The organism is Terracoccus luteus (genome assembly GCF_003635045.1).
Taxonomy (GTDB): Bacteria; Actinomycetota; Actinomycetes; order Actinomycetales; family Dermatophilaceae; genus Terracoccus; species Terracoccus luteus.
Genome location: NZ_RBXT01000001.1, coordinates 1,674,591 through 1,689,391 on the forward strand (window position 1 = coordinate 1,674,591; position 14,801 = coordinate 1,689,391).

Consider the following 14,801-nt stretch of genomic DNA (forward strand, 5'->3'; position numbering starts at 1 on the left):
ATGTCGTTCGTGCTCCACGTCGACGCCGCGCGGTGGCGTGCCGCCCAGGACGCCGCCGCGGCCCGGTACCCCGGTGTCGTCCCCGTCGTGAAGGGCAACGGCTACGGCTTCGGGCGCGACCTGCTCTGCGCCGAGGCCGGTCGGCTCGGCGCCAGCACCGTGGCCGTCGGGCTCTACGCCGAGCTCGGCCCCGCCCTCGACGCCTTCGCGGGCGACGTCCTCGTCATGGAGCCGTTCCGGGCCCGCGTGCACGACGACCTCGCCCGCCTCGACGCCCGCCAGCAGGCGGACGCCGGCCGCGGCGTGCACACCGTCACGAGCGCGGTCGACCTCGAGGCGCTGCGGGAGGTCGCCCCGCGGGCCCGGGTCGTCGTCGAGGCGCTGACGTCGATGAACCGCTTCGGTGCCCCGGTCGCCGAGGTCGCCGACCTCGCCCACCGGGCGGACGCCGAGGGCGTCACCCTGCACCTCCCGCTCGGCACCGGCCACGTCGAGGAGATCAGCCGGTTCGTCGACGCCGCCCCCGACGTGCGGCGCTGGTACGTCTCGCACACCTCCCCCGGCGAGCTCGCCGAGCTGGCCCGCCGGCATCCGGGCCGCGAGCTGCTCCCGCGCGTCGGCACCTCGCTCTGGCTCGCCGACCCTGCGGCCCACGAGGTGCGGGCCCACGTGCTCGACGTGCGCCCGGTCGGCAAGGGCGAGCACGCCGGCTACCGGCAGCGCCCCCTCGCCCCCGGCCACGTCGTCGTCGTCAGCGGCGGCACCTCGCACGGCGTCGCGATGGAGTCGCCCGCCTCGGCGGCCACCCCCCGCGCCCGCGCGGTCGCCGTCGTCGAGGGGCTGCTCGAGGCGGCGCACCGCGTCACCTCGCCCTTCACCGTCGGCGGGCGACGGGTGCGCTTCGCCGAGCCGCCGCACATGCAGTGCAGCCTCCTGTCGCTGCCCGCCGGGGGCGCCGTGCCCTCCGTGGGCGACACCGTGCCGGTGCGCATGCGCCTGACGACCGCCTACCCGGATGCCGTCGAGCTGCACTGAGGCAGTGGCCCGGCCGCGCCCGGTGACCTCGAACCCCTACCGCTCCAAGCCCCTCCGGCCCTAGCCTGCGGAGCGACGCACGCGGGGGCGTGCGAGACAGGCGGTCGCCATGCTCAGGTCCAGCGCGTCCCGGGCGGTGGTGGCCACCGTCGCGACCGCCGTCGTCACCCTGACCGTCGGCGTCGCGCCGGCGTCGAGCGCCGCGCCATCGAGGCAGGCACCGACGCGGGCACCGTCGGCCGCGGCGCGGGTCGTCGAGGTGCGCCCGGGCACCGGCACCCTGCAGCGGGCCGTCGACCTCGCCCGGCCGGGCGACGTCCTCGCGCTGCACGCCGGCACCTACCGGGGCCGGGTCTTCGTCGCGGTGTCGGGCACCGAGGCGGCGCCGATCGTCGTGCGGCCCTTCGGCGACGGGGCGGTCACCGTGACCGAGAGCTTCGAGCCGGCCGACTGCGCGGCCACCCAGCCCAACGTCAACCGCACCCTCATGCTGCGCGAGGGGGTCGACTGGTGGACCTTCGAGGGCCTGCGGGTCGTCGGCGGCGTGTGGGTCTCGGGCACGAACTTCTCCGCGCCGGCCGCGTGGATCAAGGAGATGACGAAGCGCAAGGGAGACTGGCAGACCCGACGGTCGCTGCCGGGCCGGGGCTACGTCGGCGGGCGTACCGCCGTGCCCGACCCCGCCGCCGCCCCGGGCGTCTACGCCGCACTGTCGCGCACCCTCGGCGTCCCGCTCGACCCGGCGACCGGCATCCGGCTGCTCGACAACGACATCAGCGGGCGCGGCATCCACGTCGCCCTCGGCACCCGGGGGGCGATCACCGGCAACACGGTGCACGACGTCGAGTGCGGCATCGGCCCCGGCATCTGGCTCAACACCTACAGCGACTTCTGGGACATCAGCCGCAACACCGTCTCGCGCGTCGCCGACTCGCGGTGGCTGCACTACATGCAGGAGGGGATCCGCACCGGCTCGGCCTCGTCGTACAACACGGTCTCCGACAACGTCGTCACCGAGCTGCCGACCGACGGGCGGGGCATCACGACCGACATCGACGCGAGCTTCAACACCTTCAGCCACAACACGGTCCGCGGGGTCGACATCGGGCTCAACGACCAGGAGTCCGGCTGGGGGAACGTGTGGCGGGGCAACCTCGTGGTCGACAACCGGGGCGCCGGCATGGTCTTCCGCGGCGCGGACGCCAAGCTGCGCCAGCCCTCGCTCAACAGCTCGACGCTCGCCGCCGTCGTCGTCTGCAACGTCGCCCCCACCTCGAGCCTCGCGGCCGGGGCGCTCATGTCGTCGACCTTCACGGACAACACCTTCCGGCAGGTGTCGCTGGCGACGAACCTCACCTCCTACTGGGGCAGGTACGGCAATACGTGGAACGGCCGCACGGCCCTACCCCCGGCCCGGCCGAAGCCCGCCCCTCCCGGCGCGTGCCCGCCGGCCGGCGCGCGCACCGGCGCCCCGGCCCCGGCCGCGGGCTAGGGTGGCCCTGACCGGACCGTGAGACCCGTCGCAGGTCCTCGTCCGAGAACGGTCCCCGGCCTGCAGGAGCACATCCCATGACGTTCAACGACAACGCCCAGCTCGACACGTCGCAGGTGCAGAGCGGCGGGTCGTCGGGCGGCGGTGGCGGCGGCGGTGGCTTCCCCGGCGGGATCCAGGTCGGCGGCGGCATCGGCGGCCTCATCCTGCTCGTCCTCGGGCTCATCTTCGGCGGCGGCCAGCTGCTCGGCGGCGGGGGCGACACCGGCACGACGGGCGGCCTGCCCTCGCAGCAGCTGCAGCGCGACCAGGTGTCCGCGGCGGGCCAGGTCAGCTCGGGCGACTTCTCGCAGTGCCGCACCGGCGCCGACGCGAACAAGGACGACGTCTGCCTCGTCATCGCGACGGTCAACAGCGTGCAGGACTACTGGACCAAGACGCTGCCCAAGTACGACATGACGTACGAGCCCTCCCTGACCGTGCTCTACTCCGGCCAGACCCGCTCGGGCTGCGGCACGGCCAACAGCCAGGTCGGCCCCTTCTACTGCCCGCTCGACAAGAAGGTCTACATCGACGCGAGCTTCTTCGACGAGCTGCAGTCGCGCTTCGGCGCCGACGGGGGCAACCTCGCCAAGGAGTACGTCGTCGCCCACGAGTACGGCCACCACATCCAGGACCAGCTCGGGCTGCTCGACCGGGCGCAGCAGGACCCGCAGGGAGCCAACTCGGGCGCGGTGCGGGTCGAGCTCATGGCCGACTGCCTCGCCGGCACGTGGGTCAAGCACGCCTCCGAGACCACCGACTCGAACGGCACGCCGCTGCTGAAGCCCATCACGCAGCAGGACATCGACTCCGCCCTCTCGGCGGCGGCGGCGGTCGGTGACGACCGCATCCAGAAGGCGGCCCAGGGCCGGGTGACGCCGGAGTCGTGGACCCACGGCTCGGCCCAGGCGCGCCAGAGCTGGTTCACGCAGGGCTACGAGACCGGCGACATCAACCAGTGCAACACCTTCGGCGTCGACCGCGTCAGCTGAGCACCGACGGCCGAGCGCCATCGGCCGAGCGCCGTCGGCCGAGCGCCGTCGACCGGCCGGCGTCAGGGGTCGGTGACGGTGATGCGCACGGCCCGGCCGCGGCGCAGGGCCGCCTCGAGCACGTCACGTCTCGGATCGGGCAGGTCGTAGAGCTCGCGCCGCGGCAGGCCGCCGAGCGCCCGCAGGGCCGGAGCGTCGAGGACCTCGCGCACGAGGATGCGGTCGCCACCGACGACGAGCCCGCGCGGCACGTGCGGCGCACCCGCCGGGGGCGACTCGTCGTCGCCGAGCAGCAGTCGCCGGGTGTGGGCCACGACGGCGTCGACGAGCTCGTCGGCCTGCTTGCCGCGCCGACGTGCGAAGCGCTGCTGCGACCACCCGCCCGCGGCCGTGCGCGACTGCACGTGGCGGGTCCCCACCTTGGATGCCGTCAGGGCCGCCCCGTGGGCGAGGCCGACGGCGTACCCGCCCCGGCGCACGAGCACGACCCCCAGCGGGTCGTGCCCGAACGGCTCGGTGCGGGCCGTCGCACCGTCAGCGGCCCGGGCGTCACGGACGACGCCACCGGGAGTGCTCTCCTCGGTGGCGTCGTAGGGTCCGTGGCGCTCCGCGAAGCCGGCGAACCAGCGGTCGAGCCGCTGGGGGTCGACCTCGACGGTGCGCGCGCGACCGATGGGAGGACCGGTCAGAGGTTGAAGCCGAGGGCGCGCAGCTGCTCGCGGCCGTCCTCGGTGATCTTGTCGGGACCCCACGGCGGCATCCAGACCCAGTTGACGCGGTAGGAGGCGACGAGGCCCTCGAGCGCCTGGGCCGTCTGGTCCTCGATGACGTCGGTCAGCGGGCAGGCGGCCGAGGTGAGGGTCATGTCGAGCACCGCGTGGCTCTGGGCGTCGACGGTGATGCCGTAGACAAGGCCGAGGTCGACGACGTTGATGCCGAGCTCGGGGTCGACGACGTCGCGCATGGCCTCCTCGACGTCGGCGACGTTGGGCGGGGTGGTGGTCTGGCTCATGAGCGAACTCCCTGGGTGGAGGTGGTGGTGGTGGCGCCGGTGGGCGCGATGTCGACACCGGCCCGGGCGAGGGCGTCGGTGAAGGCGGTCCAGCCGAGCAGGGCGCACTTGACCCGGGCCGGGTACTTCGAGACGCCGGCGAAGGCGACCCCGTCGCCGATGACCGCCTCGTCGCCGGGGACGGTGCCCCGCGAGGTGAGCATGGCGCGCATGGCCTCGAACGTCGTCAGCGCCTCCGAGACCGGGCGGCCGATGACCTCCTGGGCGAGCACGGAGCTGCTGGCGACGGAGATCGAGCACCCCTGGGCGGCGTACGAGACGTCGGTGACGACGGCATCCGGCCCGGTGCCCTCGACGTCGACGCGCAGGGTGACCTCGTCGCCGCAGGTCGGGTTGACGTGGTGCACCTCGGCGTCGAACGGCTCACGCAGCCCCGCGTGGTGCGGGCGCTTCGAGTGCTCGAGGATCAGCTCCTGGTAGAGGTCCATCAGCTCGCCTCCCGCTCCGGCTCGAGGCCGAACACGACCGGGACGCGGTCGAGGGCCTGCACGAGGGCGTCGACGTCGTCGGGGCCGTTGTGCACCCCGAACGAGGCCCGGGTGGTGGCGGCCGCCCCGAGGGTGCGGTGCAGCGGCCACGCGCAGTGGTGGCCGACGCGGACGGCGACGCCCGCGTCGTCGAGCACCTGGCCGACGTCGTGGGCGTGGACGCCGTCGACGACGAACGCGACGGCTCCGCCCCGCTCGACGCCGGCGGGCGGCCCGACGACCCGCACCCACGGCCGCGCCTCGAGCGCACGCAGCAGGCGGTCGACGAGGGCGGCCTCGTGCTCGTGGATGCGGTCGAGGCCGAGGTCCTGCACCCAGCGCACGGCGGCCGCGAGACCGACGGCCTGGGCGGCGTTCGGCACGCCCGCCTCGAACTTCTGGGGCGCCGGCGCGTACGTCGAGCGCTCCATCGTGACGACCTCGATCATCGAGCCGCCGGTCAGGAACGGGGGCATGACCTCGAGCAGCTCGGCCCGGCCCCACAGCACCCCGACGCCCATGGGCCCGTAGATCTTGTGGCCGCTGAAGGCGATGAAGTCGGCCCCGAGGGTGGACACGTCGACCGGCAGGTGCGGCACCGACTGGCAGGCGTCGACGACGACGAGGGCGCCGACGGCGTGGGCCTTCTCGGCGAGCTGCGTCACCGGGTTGACGGTGCCGAGCACGTTGGAGACGTGGGTGAGCGCGAGCACCTTGGTACGTGCGGTGAGCAGGGCGTCGAGGTCGGTGAGGTCGAGCGACCCGTCGGCCGCGACGGGCACCCAGCGCAGGGTGGCGCCGGTGCGGCGGGTCAGCTCCTGCCACGGCACGAGGTTGGCGTGGTGCTCCATCTCGGTGACGAGCACCTCGTCGCCCGGGCCGAGCACGAAGCGGTCGTCCTTCGGGCCGTCGGTCGGCGACGCGTTCGAGAACGCGTAGGCGACGAGGTTGAGCGCCTCGGTGGCGTTCTTGGTGAACACGACCTCGTGCGCGGGCGCGCCGACGAGACCGGCCACGGTGGCGCGGGCGGCCTCGAAGTCGTCCGTCGCCTCCTCGGCCAGCTGGTGGGCGCCCCGGTGCACGGCGGCGTTGTGCTGCTCGTAGAACGCCCGCTCGGCGTCGAGGACGGCGGTCGGCTTGTGCGACGTGGCCCCCGAGTCGAGGTAGACCAGGGGCCGGCCGTCACGCACCGTGCGCGACAGGATGGGGAACTGGCCGCGCAGCGCGGCCAGCTCCTCCGGCGTGAAGGGCACGGCCCCCGGCATCCGGCTCAGGCCCCCGTGCCGCTCGTGCCGGCGGCACCGCTCGCGGCGACAGCGGGGGCGCCGAGGTAGCGGTCGTAGCCCTCGTCCTCGAGGCGGTCGGCCAGCTCGGGGCCACCCTCCTCGACGACCTTGCCCTCGACGAAGACGTGGACGAAGTCGGGCTTGATGTAGCGCAGGATGCGCGTGTAGTGAGTGATGAGCAGGACGCCGACGTTGCTGGCCTCCTTGGCGCGGTTGACGCCCTCGGAGACGATCTTTAGCGCGTCGACGTCGAGGCCGGAGTCGGTCTCGTCGAGGATGGCCACCTTGGGCTTGAGCAGCTCCATCTGGAGGATCTCGTGGCGCTTCTTCTCGCCGCCGCTGAAGCCCTCGTTGACGTTGCGCTCGGCGAACGCGGGGTCCATGCGCAGCTCGCCCATGGCCTGCTTGACGTCCTTGACCCACGTGCGCAGCTTGGGCGCCTCGCCGTCGATGGCGGTCTTGGCGGTGCGCAGGAAGTTGCTCACGGTCACGCCGGGGACCTCGACGGGGTACTGCATCGCGAGGAAGACACCGGCGCGGGCGCGCTCGTCGACGGTCATCGCGAGGACGTCCTCGCCGTCGAGCGTGACGGTGCCACCGGTGATCGTGTACTTCGGGTGGCCGGCGATGCTGTAGGCCAGCGTCGACTTGCCCGAGCCGTTGGGGCCCATGATGGCGTGCGTCTCACCGGAGCGGAGCGTGAGGTCGACGCCGCGGAGGATCTCCTTGGGGCCGTCCTCCGTCTGGACGGAGACGTGCAGGCCGGTGATCTGCAGGGTGTGCTGGGCGCTCTGGTCGGTCATGCTCGGTTCTCCTCGGTGGTGCTGGGGGTCTGCTGCGTCGGGGCGGCGTACGCGGTCGACGCGAGCTCCTCCTCGATGGCGGCGGTGATCTCGTCACGCAGGTCGGACAGCGGGATCTCCCGCACGATGTCGGCGAAGAAGCCGCGCACGACGAGGCGCTTGGCCTCCTCCTCGGTGATGCCGCGCGACTGCAGGTAGAACAGCTGCAGGTCGTCGAAACGGCCCGTGGCGGAGGCGTGCCCGGCACCCTCGATCTCACCGGTCTCGATCTCGAGGTTCGGCACCGAGTCGGCGCGCGCCCCGTCGGTCAGCACGAGGTTGCGGTTCAGCTCGTAGGTGTCGGTGCCCTCGGCCTCGGCGCGGATGAGCACGTCGCCGACCCACACGGTGCGGGCCGTCTCGCCCTGCAGCGCGCCCTTGTACGTGACGAGGCTCTTGCAGTGCGCGGCGTTGTGGTCGATGTACGACCGGTGCTCGAGGTGCTGGCCGGCGTCGGCGAAGTACACGCCGAGCAGGGTGGCGTCGCCGCCCGGACCGGCGTAGCGCACGTTCGCGTTGACGCGCACGACCTGGCCGCCGAGCGACACCGACAGGTGGCGGTAGCGGGCGTCGCGGCCGACGAGGGCGTCGTGCTGGGCCAGGTGCACGCCGTCGTCGTCCCACCGCTGGGTGGACACGACGGTGAGGTCGGACCCGTCGCCGGTGACGACGGAGACGAGCTCGGAGAGCGCACCGGTGCCACTGTGCTCGACGACGACGGTGGCCTTCGAGAAGCGGCCCGCCCGCACGACGACGTGGGCGTAGGCGGCCTCGGCGCCGGTGCCGGTCAGGCGCAGGCGAACCGGGCCGTCGAGCTCGGCCTCGGCGGGGACGTCGAGCAGCAGCACCTCGGCGCTGCCGGCGGCGGCCACGACGGCGGCCCGGTCCTGCGGGGGCAGGATGCCGAGCTCGCGGGCCTCGTCGAGGGTGAGCACCGACGAGGTGGCCTCCCCCGGCAGGTCGAGCTGCTGCTCGACCTGCCCGGTGGCCTCGCCGGCGAGCAGCGTCTTGAGCCGGCGGACCGGCGTGAAGCGCCAGTCCTCCTCACGGCCGGTGGGCACTGGGAAGTCGGCGACGTCGAAGCCGGTGCGACGCTCGGCCCGCGACTGCTCGGGGACGAAGCCCCCGGCGGCCGCGGTCTGCGGGTCGACGTGGCTGCCGGCCGACGCGGGGTCGGTCACGGCGAGGGCGTCCTCGATTTGCGCGGCGTCCTCGGCGGTGTCGGTGCTGACGGTGTCGGCAACGGTCATCAGCCGACGGCTCCTTCCATCTGGAGTTCGATGAGGCGGTTGAGCTCGAGGGCGTACTCCATCGGCAGCTCACGCGCGATGGGCTCGATGAACCCGCGCACGATCATGGCCATCGCCTCGTCCTCGGCCATGCCGCGGGACATGAGGTAGAACAGCTGGTCCTCGCTCACCTTCGAGACCGTGGCCTCGTGACCCATCGAGACGTCGTCCTCGCGGATGTCGACGTAGGGGTAGGTGTCGCTGCGGCTGATGGTGTCGACGAGCAGCGCGTCGCAGCGCACCGTCGACGCCGAGTGCGAGGCGCCCTCGAGCACCTGCACGAGGCCGCGGTAGCTGGCCCGGCCGCCACCGCGGGCGACGGACTTGCTGATGATCGAGCTCTTCGTGTTCGGGGCGGCGTGCACCATCTTGGAGCCGGTGTCCTGGTGCTGGCCCTCGCCCGCGAAGGCGATCGACAGCGTCTCGCCCTTGGCGTGCTCGCCCATGAGGAACACGGCCGGGTACTTCATCGTCACCTTCGAGCCGATGTTGCCGTCGACCCACTCCATCGTCGCGCCCTCCTCGCAGGTGGCGCGCTTGGTGACGAGGTTGTAGACGTTGTTCGACCAGTTCTGGATGGTCGTGTAGCGCACGCGGGCGTTCTTCTTGACGATGATCTCGACGACCGCCGAGTGCAGCGAGTCGCTCTTGTAGATCGGCGCCGTGCAGCCCTCGACGTAGTGCACGTAGGAGTCCTCGTCGGCGATGATGAGGGTGCGCTCGAACTGGCCCATGTTCTCGGTGTTGATCCGGAAGTAGGCCTGCAGCGGGATGTCGACGTGGACGCCCTTGGGGATGTAGATGAACGAGCCACCCGACCACACGGCGGTGTTGAGCGCGGCGAACTTGTTGTCGCCCGCGGGGATCACCGTGGCGAAGTGCTCACGGAAGATGTCCTCGTGCTCGCGCAGCGCCGTGTCGGTGTCGAGGAAGATGACGCCCTGCGCCTCGAGGTCCTCACGGATCTGGTGGTAGACGACCTCCGACTCGTACTGCGCGGCGACGCCGGAGACGAGACGCTGCTTCTCGGCCTCGGGGATGCCGAGCCGGTCGTAGGTGTTCTTGATGTCCTCGGGCAGGTCGTCCCACGTGGCCGCCTGCTTCTCGGTCGACTTCACGAAGTACTTGATGTTCTGGAAGTCGATGCCGGTGAGGTCCGAGCCCCACGACGGCATGGGCTTCTTGCCGAAGAGCGACAGGCTCTTCAGACGCAGCTTCGTCATCCACTCGGGCTCGCCCTTGCGCGAGGAGATGTCGCGTACGACGTCCTCGTTGAGGCCACGGCGGGCGTTGGTGCCGGCGGTGTCGCTGTCGGCCCATCCGTACTCGTAGGTGCCGATGCCCTTGAGGCCCGGGTTGAGCTCTTCGATGTTCGTGCTCATGACGGTGAACCTTCCTCGTCCGTGACGGGGTCGTGCTGGTCTGGGTGCCGTTCCGCGGGGTGCGGATGCCGGTCGGCGGGCCGGGTGGCCGCGGCGGGTGGTGGCCCGGCCGGGCGCAGTGCGGGGGTCTCGAGGGCGACAACAGCGGAACCGCGCCCAGGCTTCCGCCCCGCGCCGGTCGGCCCACCTGTCGGGACGAACGTCGTGCACACGTGGTGGCCGCCCGCCAGGGTGGCCAGCCGCTGCACGTGCACACCGAGCAGCCGCGAGAACGACTCGGTCTCGGCCTCGCAGAACTGCGGGAACTCCTCGGCGACGTGCTGCACGGGGCAGTGACCCTGGCAGAGCTGGATGCCGGTCGGGGCGCCGGTGCCCACCGGACGGGCCGTCGCGGCGAAGCCGTCGCGGCCGAGTAGGTGCACGAGGGCCTCGGCCCGGTCGGCGGGGTCGTCACCGACCGCCGCCAGCTCGGTGGCGTACCGCTGCTCGCTCTCGGCGGTGCGGGAGCGGGCGAAGTCGGCGACGGCCTCGGGGCCGGCGTGGGTCGCGAGGTAGCGCAGCACCTCGACGGCGAGGGCGTCGTAGTCGGCCTCGAGCGCGGCGTGGCCGCTGTCGGACACGACGTAGGCGCGGGCGGGGCGGCCGCGACCGCGCGAGGACCGGGCGCCGCCGTTCGGCTCGTGCGCCTCGACGAGGCCCTGCTCGACGAGGGCGTCGAGGTGGCGGCGTACCGCGGCCGGCGTCAGGTCGAGCCCACGACCGAGCTGCACCGCCGTGACGGGACCGTCGACCGAGACCATGTGCAGCACCCGCTCACGGGTCCGCGACTCCGACGGCGGGGCGGTCTCGGCCACCCGGCCCGGCGTCTGCGGCCCGCTCGTCGCGTGCGCAGCGATAAACACCACACCATTGTGACGTAATTGCGCGAGCCCGTTCCAGTAAGGCTTTCCTTACCGTCCGGCGGGGCCCGCCACGCCGCCCCGGGCGTCGTCGCCCAGCCCCTGGGTCGAGTCCTCCGGCGGGTCCTCGATCGGCATGATCACGGACGGCAGGCGGCGGCGCGGGGGCGCGACGGCATCCTCACCGAACCAGCGACGACGCACGGGGGCCGTGAGCCACCCGAGGGGGCACGTGAGCACGTAGCCGAACGCCAGCACCATGCCGGTCACGCCGGGCCAGAAGAAGAGGCCGACGGCGACGAGCACGGCGAGGGGCACCGTGAGGCGCAGGTGCCGCGGCGAGAGCAGGTCGCGGAAGGAGCGGAAGCGGAACGAGCTGGCCATGAGGGCGGCGGGCAGCACCCCGGCGACGACGGGCAGCAGCGGGTCGTAGTCGTAGAGCGGCTCCCCGATCGCGAGCACGGTGGCGATGACGACGCCGGCGGCGCCCGGGCTGGCGAGGCCGACGAAGTAGCGCTTGTCGGCGAGGGGGTCGATGGTGACGTTGAACCGCGCGAGGCGGTAGGCGGCGCACGAGAGCCAGAACATCGCGCCCGCCCACGCCCAGACGGGGTAGGCCGGCAGGGCCCACGTGTAGACGAGCACGGCGGGGGCGATGCCGAACGAGATGAGGTCGGCGAGCGAGTCGAACTGCAGGCCGAAGGGGGTGATGGCCCCGACCGCCCGGGCGACGGCCCCGTCGGCGATGTCGAGCACGATCGAGACGGCCACGAGCACGGCCGCGACGCGGAACCGGCCCTGGAACGACAGGAGCACCGACGAGAAGCCGCAGATCATGTTGCCGAGCGTGAAGAGGCTGGGGAGCATCACCCGCGCCCGCACCCGGGGGTTGAGGCGGCTGAGCGGGACGACGCGGGCCCCGCTGGCCGAGACGAGCCGCATCCCGCGGGACATGCGGTCGCGGCCGCGGTCGCGCCACCGGGCGGAGTCGTCGGGCGTCATCGCGCGCTCACCGCCCACCGGCCGACGGGAAGCGGCCGAGCACCGTCTCCCCCGCCACCGACCGGGTGCCCTTGGTCACCTCGAGCACGACCTCGGGCGGGACGAAGACGTCCATGCGCGAGCCGAACTTCATCAGGCCCATCCGAGCACCGGTGCCGACCTCGTCGCCGGGCTCGAGACGCGTGACGATGCGGCGGGCGAGCTGGCCGACGAGCTGGCGGTAGACGACCCGGCGGGTCCGCCCGTCGACGACGCGCTCGACGGTGATCTCGCTGCGCTCGTTCTTCGTCGCGCTCGCGGCCCGGTAGGCGGCGAGGAAGCGGCCGGGCGTGTGGGTGACCTCGGTCACGCGGCCGCCGTAGGGCGAGCGGTTGACGTGCACGTCGAGCAGCGACAGGAAGATGCTCACCTGCTGCCAGTCGCCGGGGGGCGCGACGCCCTCCTGCGGCTCGCCGACGTGCACGACCATGCCGTCGGCAGGGGCGAGCACGACGTCGGGGTCGCTGACGCGCGAGCGGTCGGGCGTGCGGTCGGGGTCGCGGAAGAAGAGCGTCACCCCGGCCGTCAGCAGGCCGAGCACGGCGGTGGTGCGCGGTCGTCGGGCGAGCGCTGCCACGACCGTCGGCACGAGGGCCAGGGCGGTGAACGGGCGGGCGCTGGGGTCGATCTTCAGGTCGGCCATCAGGGGAGGTGTCCTCGGCTGGGGATCGGAGGGCGGAGCGGGCACCGCACGGGGCACCCAGATCCCGAGCCTAGACTCATCGGCCATGACCGCCGCCGCGCCCAGCGCCGTGACGCTGACCGACGTCAGCCGCCGCTACGGCAGCGGCAGCGCCGCCGTCACGGCCCTCGACGGCGCGTCGTGGTCGGCCCCCACCGGTGCCGTCACCGCCGTCCTCGGCCCGAACGGGGCGGGCAAGACGACCGCGGTCGAGTGCGCGGTCGGGCTGCGCCGGCCGGATGCCGGGAGCGTGACGGTCCTCGGGGTCGACCCCGCCACCGCCGGGGCCGAGCACCGGGCCCGCGTCGGGGTCATGCTCCAGTCGGGCGGGCTGCCCAACGGCACGCGGCCGCTGCGCCTGCTCGAGCACCTGGCCCACCTCTACGCCGACCCCGCCGACGTGGGCGAGACCGCCCGCCGGCTCGGCATCCACGACTTCGCCCGCACGACGGTGCGCCGGCTCTCCGGCGGCCAGAAGCAGCGGCTGGCCCTGGCCGCCGCGCTGCTGGGCCGCCCGGACGTGCTCTTCCTCGACGAGCCCGCGGCGGGCCTCGACCCGCACGGCCGCCTCGACGTGTGGGACATCGTCGAGGAGCAGCGCGACCGCGGGGTCACCGTCGTCGTCACGACCCACTCGTTCGAGGAGGCCGAGCGTCTGGCCGACCACCTCGTCATCATGAGCGCCGGGCGCACCGTCGCCGCGGGTCCACCGGCCGAGGTGACCCGCGACGCACCGCTCGAGAACGTCTACTTCGGGCTGACCCGGAAGGGGCGGGCATGAGCACCGACGCGAGCACCGGGTCCGTCGCGCGGGGGGCCCGACCGGCATCCGGAACGGTCCGGGCGGCGAGCGCCGTCCGTCGCGTGCGCAGCCAGGCGGGCTTCGAGGTGGGCACGCTGCTGCGCAACGGTGAGCAGCTGCTCGTCTCGGTCGTGCTGCCCGTGATCGCGCTCGTCGGGCTCGCCCTGACGACGGCGCCGTCGCTCGGCGACGGGCGGCGCATCGACCTCGCCGTGCCCGGCATCCTCGCCCTCTGCGTCATCAGCTCGGCCTTCACGTCGCAGGCCATCTCGACCGCCTTCGACCGGCGCTACGCGGTGCTCCGCTACCTCGGCGTCACCCCGCTCGGCCGGTCCGGGCTGCTCACGGCGAAGGTCGTGGCGACGCTCGCCGTCGAGGTCGTGCAGGTCGTCGTCGTCGGGGCGCTCGGGCTCGTGCTCGGGTGGCGGCCCTCGGTGGTGGGACTGGTCGTCGCGGTGCCGCTGCTCGTGCTCGGCACGTGGGCGTTCGTGGCCCTCGCCCTGCTGCTCGCCGGCACGGTGCGGGCCGAGGCGGTCCTCGCCGCGGCGAACCTGCTGTGGGTGCTCTTCCTGGTCGCCGGGGTCGTCGTGCCGCGCACCCAGCTGCCCGGCGCGGTCTCCGGGGTGGTGGCGGCGCTGCCGTCCTCGGCCCTGGCCGACGGGCTGCGCAGCGCGCTCGTCGACGGGGTGGTGAACCCGGTGGCGGTCCTCGTCGTCCTCGCGTGGGCGGCGCTCGCCTCGGTGCTCGCGGCCCGCTGGTTCCGCTTCGACGACTGACGTCCGCCCCTCGGTCTCCGGTCGACGACCCTGGCTCCGGCCGGTCTACTGGCCGCACCGACCGACCGCACTGACCGACCGACCGACCGACCGACCGCACCGACCCCATGCCCCTGGAGGCACGATGTTCGACTACTTCCTCGGCCTGCCGATGCACGCGCTCGTCCTGCACGCGGTCGTCGTGCTCGTCCCCCTCTCGACGCTCGTCGCCCTCGCGTTCGCCGCCCGACCGGCGTGGCGACGCGCGCTGCGCTGGCCGCTCGTGGCCGGGTCCCTCGTCTCGGGGGTCACCGCCTGGGTCGCCGCCGAGAGCGGCGAGGCCCTCGAGAAGCGTGTCGTCGTGACCCGGGCCAGCTCGACCAACCTCGAGCTGCTCTCGGAGCACACCGAGTGGGGCGACCGGGCCGAGATCGTCTGCGCCGTCTTCCTCGTCGTCGGAGTCCTGGCGGCGTTCCTGCTGCGCGCCCCCCGGCGTGGGGTGACCGACACGGGTTCGAGTTCGGGCACGGGTGCGGGTGCGGGTTCCGGCGGGGTGGCCACGCGGTCCGGGCTGCAGGTCGGCGTCGCCGTCGTGCTCGCGGTCGTTGCCGTGGCGGCGCTCGCCGCGGTCGCCGTCGCCGGGCACGCCGGCTCGGCGGTCGTCTGGGACGGCCTCGCCTGACCCCCACCGCCTGACCGTCGAGGGGCCACCTCGCGACGCCC

16 protein-coding genes are annotated in these 14,801 nt (G+C 73.4%); 6 read left to right on the plus strand and 10 right to left on the minus strand.

The window, feature by feature from the left end; genetic code table 11:
- The 3 genes from DFJ68_RS07735 to ypfJ all read left to right on the plus strand — a co-directional run bounded on the left by DFJ68_RS07735 (window position 1) and on the right by ypfJ (window position 3,561).
- Complete coding sequence (locus tag DFJ68_RS07735) at window positions 1-1,035, plus strand: alanine racemase (RefSeq protein ID WP_121032248.1); 1,035 nt, start codon at window positions 1-3, stop codon at window positions 1,033-1,035.
- 109 nt (window positions 1,036-1,144) lie between these two features.
- Entirely contained in the window at window positions 1,145-2,527 is a 1,383-nt protein-coding gene (locus DFJ68_RS07745) for a right-handed parallel beta-helix repeat-containing protein (RefSeq protein WP_147431529.1), read from the plus strand.
- Window positions 2,528-2,604: 77 nt separating this feature from the next.
- Window positions 2,605-3,561 (plus strand): KPN_02809 family neutral zinc metallopeptidase, encoded by a 957-nt coding sequence (gene ypfJ / locus DFJ68_RS07750; RefSeq protein WP_121032251.1) that lies wholly within the window; start codon window positions 2,605-2,607, stop codon window positions 3,559-3,561.
- A gap of 62 nt (window positions 3,562-3,623) precedes the next feature.
- Here the strand turns inward: ypfJ and DFJ68_RS18945 are convergent, their stop codons facing one another.
- From DFJ68_RS18945 to DFJ68_RS07800, 10 genes are read right to left on the minus strand one after another with little or no spacing between them, the layout of a single operon-like run.
- Window positions 3,624-4,313: an acVLRF1 family peptidyl-tRNA hydrolase gene (locus DFJ68_RS18945; RefSeq protein ID WP_276330696.1), complete on the minus strand. Its 690-nt coding sequence runs from the start codon at window positions 4,311-4,313 to the stop codon at window positions 3,624-3,626.
- A complete protein-coding gene (locus DFJ68_RS07760; RefSeq protein ID WP_121032252.1) occupies window positions 4,247-4,573 on the minus strand; it encodes a metal-sulfur cluster assembly factor in 327 nt (108 codons plus the stop codon). Before DFJ68_RS07760 ends, DFJ68_RS18945 begins: the two co-directional genes overlap by 67 nt.
- Entirely contained in the window at window positions 4,570-5,061 is a 492-nt protein-coding gene (sufU, locus tag DFJ68_RS07765; RefSeq protein WP_121032253.1) for a Fe-S cluster assembly sulfur transfer protein SufU, read from the minus strand. Before sufU ends, DFJ68_RS07760 begins: the two co-directional genes overlap by 4 nt.
- Entirely contained in the window at window positions 5,061-6,365 is a 1,305-nt protein-coding gene (locus DFJ68_RS07770; RefSeq protein ID WP_121032254.1) for a SufS family cysteine desulfurase, read from the minus strand. Before DFJ68_RS07770 ends, sufU begins: the two co-directional genes overlap by 1 nt.
- A 5-nt stretch (window positions 6,366-6,370) precedes the next feature.
- Window positions 6,371-7,189, minus strand: a complete 819-nt coding sequence (gene sufC, locus DFJ68_RS07775) for a Fe-S cluster assembly ATPase SufC (RefSeq protein ID WP_121032255.1) — start codon at window positions 7,187-7,189, stop codon at window positions 6,371-6,373.
- Window positions 7,186-8,478: a Fe-S cluster assembly protein SufD gene (gene sufD, locus DFJ68_RS07780; RefSeq protein ID WP_121032256.1), complete on the minus strand. Its 1,293-nt coding sequence runs from the start codon at window positions 8,476-8,478 to the stop codon at window positions 7,186-7,188. The genes sufC and sufD overlap by 4 nt, the downstream gene beginning before the upstream one ends.
- Window positions 8,478-9,899 carry a Fe-S cluster assembly protein SufB gene (sufB, locus tag DFJ68_RS07785; RefSeq protein ID WP_121032257.1) on the minus strand — a complete coding sequence of 474 codons (1,422 nt, stop codon included), beginning with the start codon at window positions 9,897-9,899 and terminating at the stop codon, window positions 8,478-8,480. The genes sufD and sufB overlap by 1 nt, the downstream gene beginning before the upstream one ends.
- Window positions 9,896-10,801, minus strand: a complete 906-nt coding sequence (locus tag DFJ68_RS07790; RefSeq protein WP_245963528.1) for a helix-turn-helix transcriptional regulator — start codon at window positions 10,799-10,801, stop codon at window positions 9,896-9,898. The genes sufB and DFJ68_RS07790 overlap by 4 nt, the downstream gene beginning before the upstream one ends.
- Window positions 10,802-10,849: 48 nt before the next feature.
- Window positions 10,850-11,800, minus strand: a complete 951-nt coding sequence (locus tag DFJ68_RS07795) for a CDP-alcohol phosphatidyltransferase family protein (RefSeq protein ID WP_121035197.1) — start codon at window positions 11,798-11,800, stop codon at window positions 10,850-10,852.
- Window positions 11,801-11,807: 7 nt separating this feature from the next.
- Entirely contained in the window at window positions 11,808-12,482 is a 675-nt protein-coding gene (locus DFJ68_RS07800) for a phosphatidylserine decarboxylase (protein ID WP_245963529.1), read from the minus strand.
- Between the two features lie 85 nt (window positions 12,483-12,567).
- Here DFJ68_RS07800 and DFJ68_RS07805 point away from each other — a divergent pair, with 85 nt between their 5' ends.
- The 3 genes from DFJ68_RS07805 (at window position 12,568) to DFJ68_RS07815 (ending at window position 14,760) form a co-directional block, all read left to right on the plus strand.
- Window positions 12,568-13,302 carry an ABC transporter ATP-binding protein gene (locus DFJ68_RS07805; RefSeq protein ID WP_121032258.1) on the plus strand — a complete coding sequence of 245 codons (735 nt, stop codon included), beginning with the start codon at window positions 12,568-12,570 and terminating at the stop codon, window positions 13,300-13,302.
- Entirely contained in the window at window positions 13,299-14,099 is an 801-nt protein-coding gene (locus DFJ68_RS07810; RefSeq protein ID WP_121032259.1) for an ABC transporter permease, read from the plus strand. Before DFJ68_RS07805 ends, DFJ68_RS07810 begins: the two co-directional genes overlap by 4 nt.
- Before the next feature lie 124 nt (window positions 14,100-14,223).
- On the plus strand, window positions 14,224-14,760 hold the full coding sequence (locus tag DFJ68_RS07815) for a DUF2231 domain-containing protein (protein ID WP_121032260.1): 537 nt from the start codon (window positions 14,224-14,226) through the stop codon (window positions 14,758-14,760).
- Window positions 14,761-14,801: the final 41 nt, after the last annotated feature.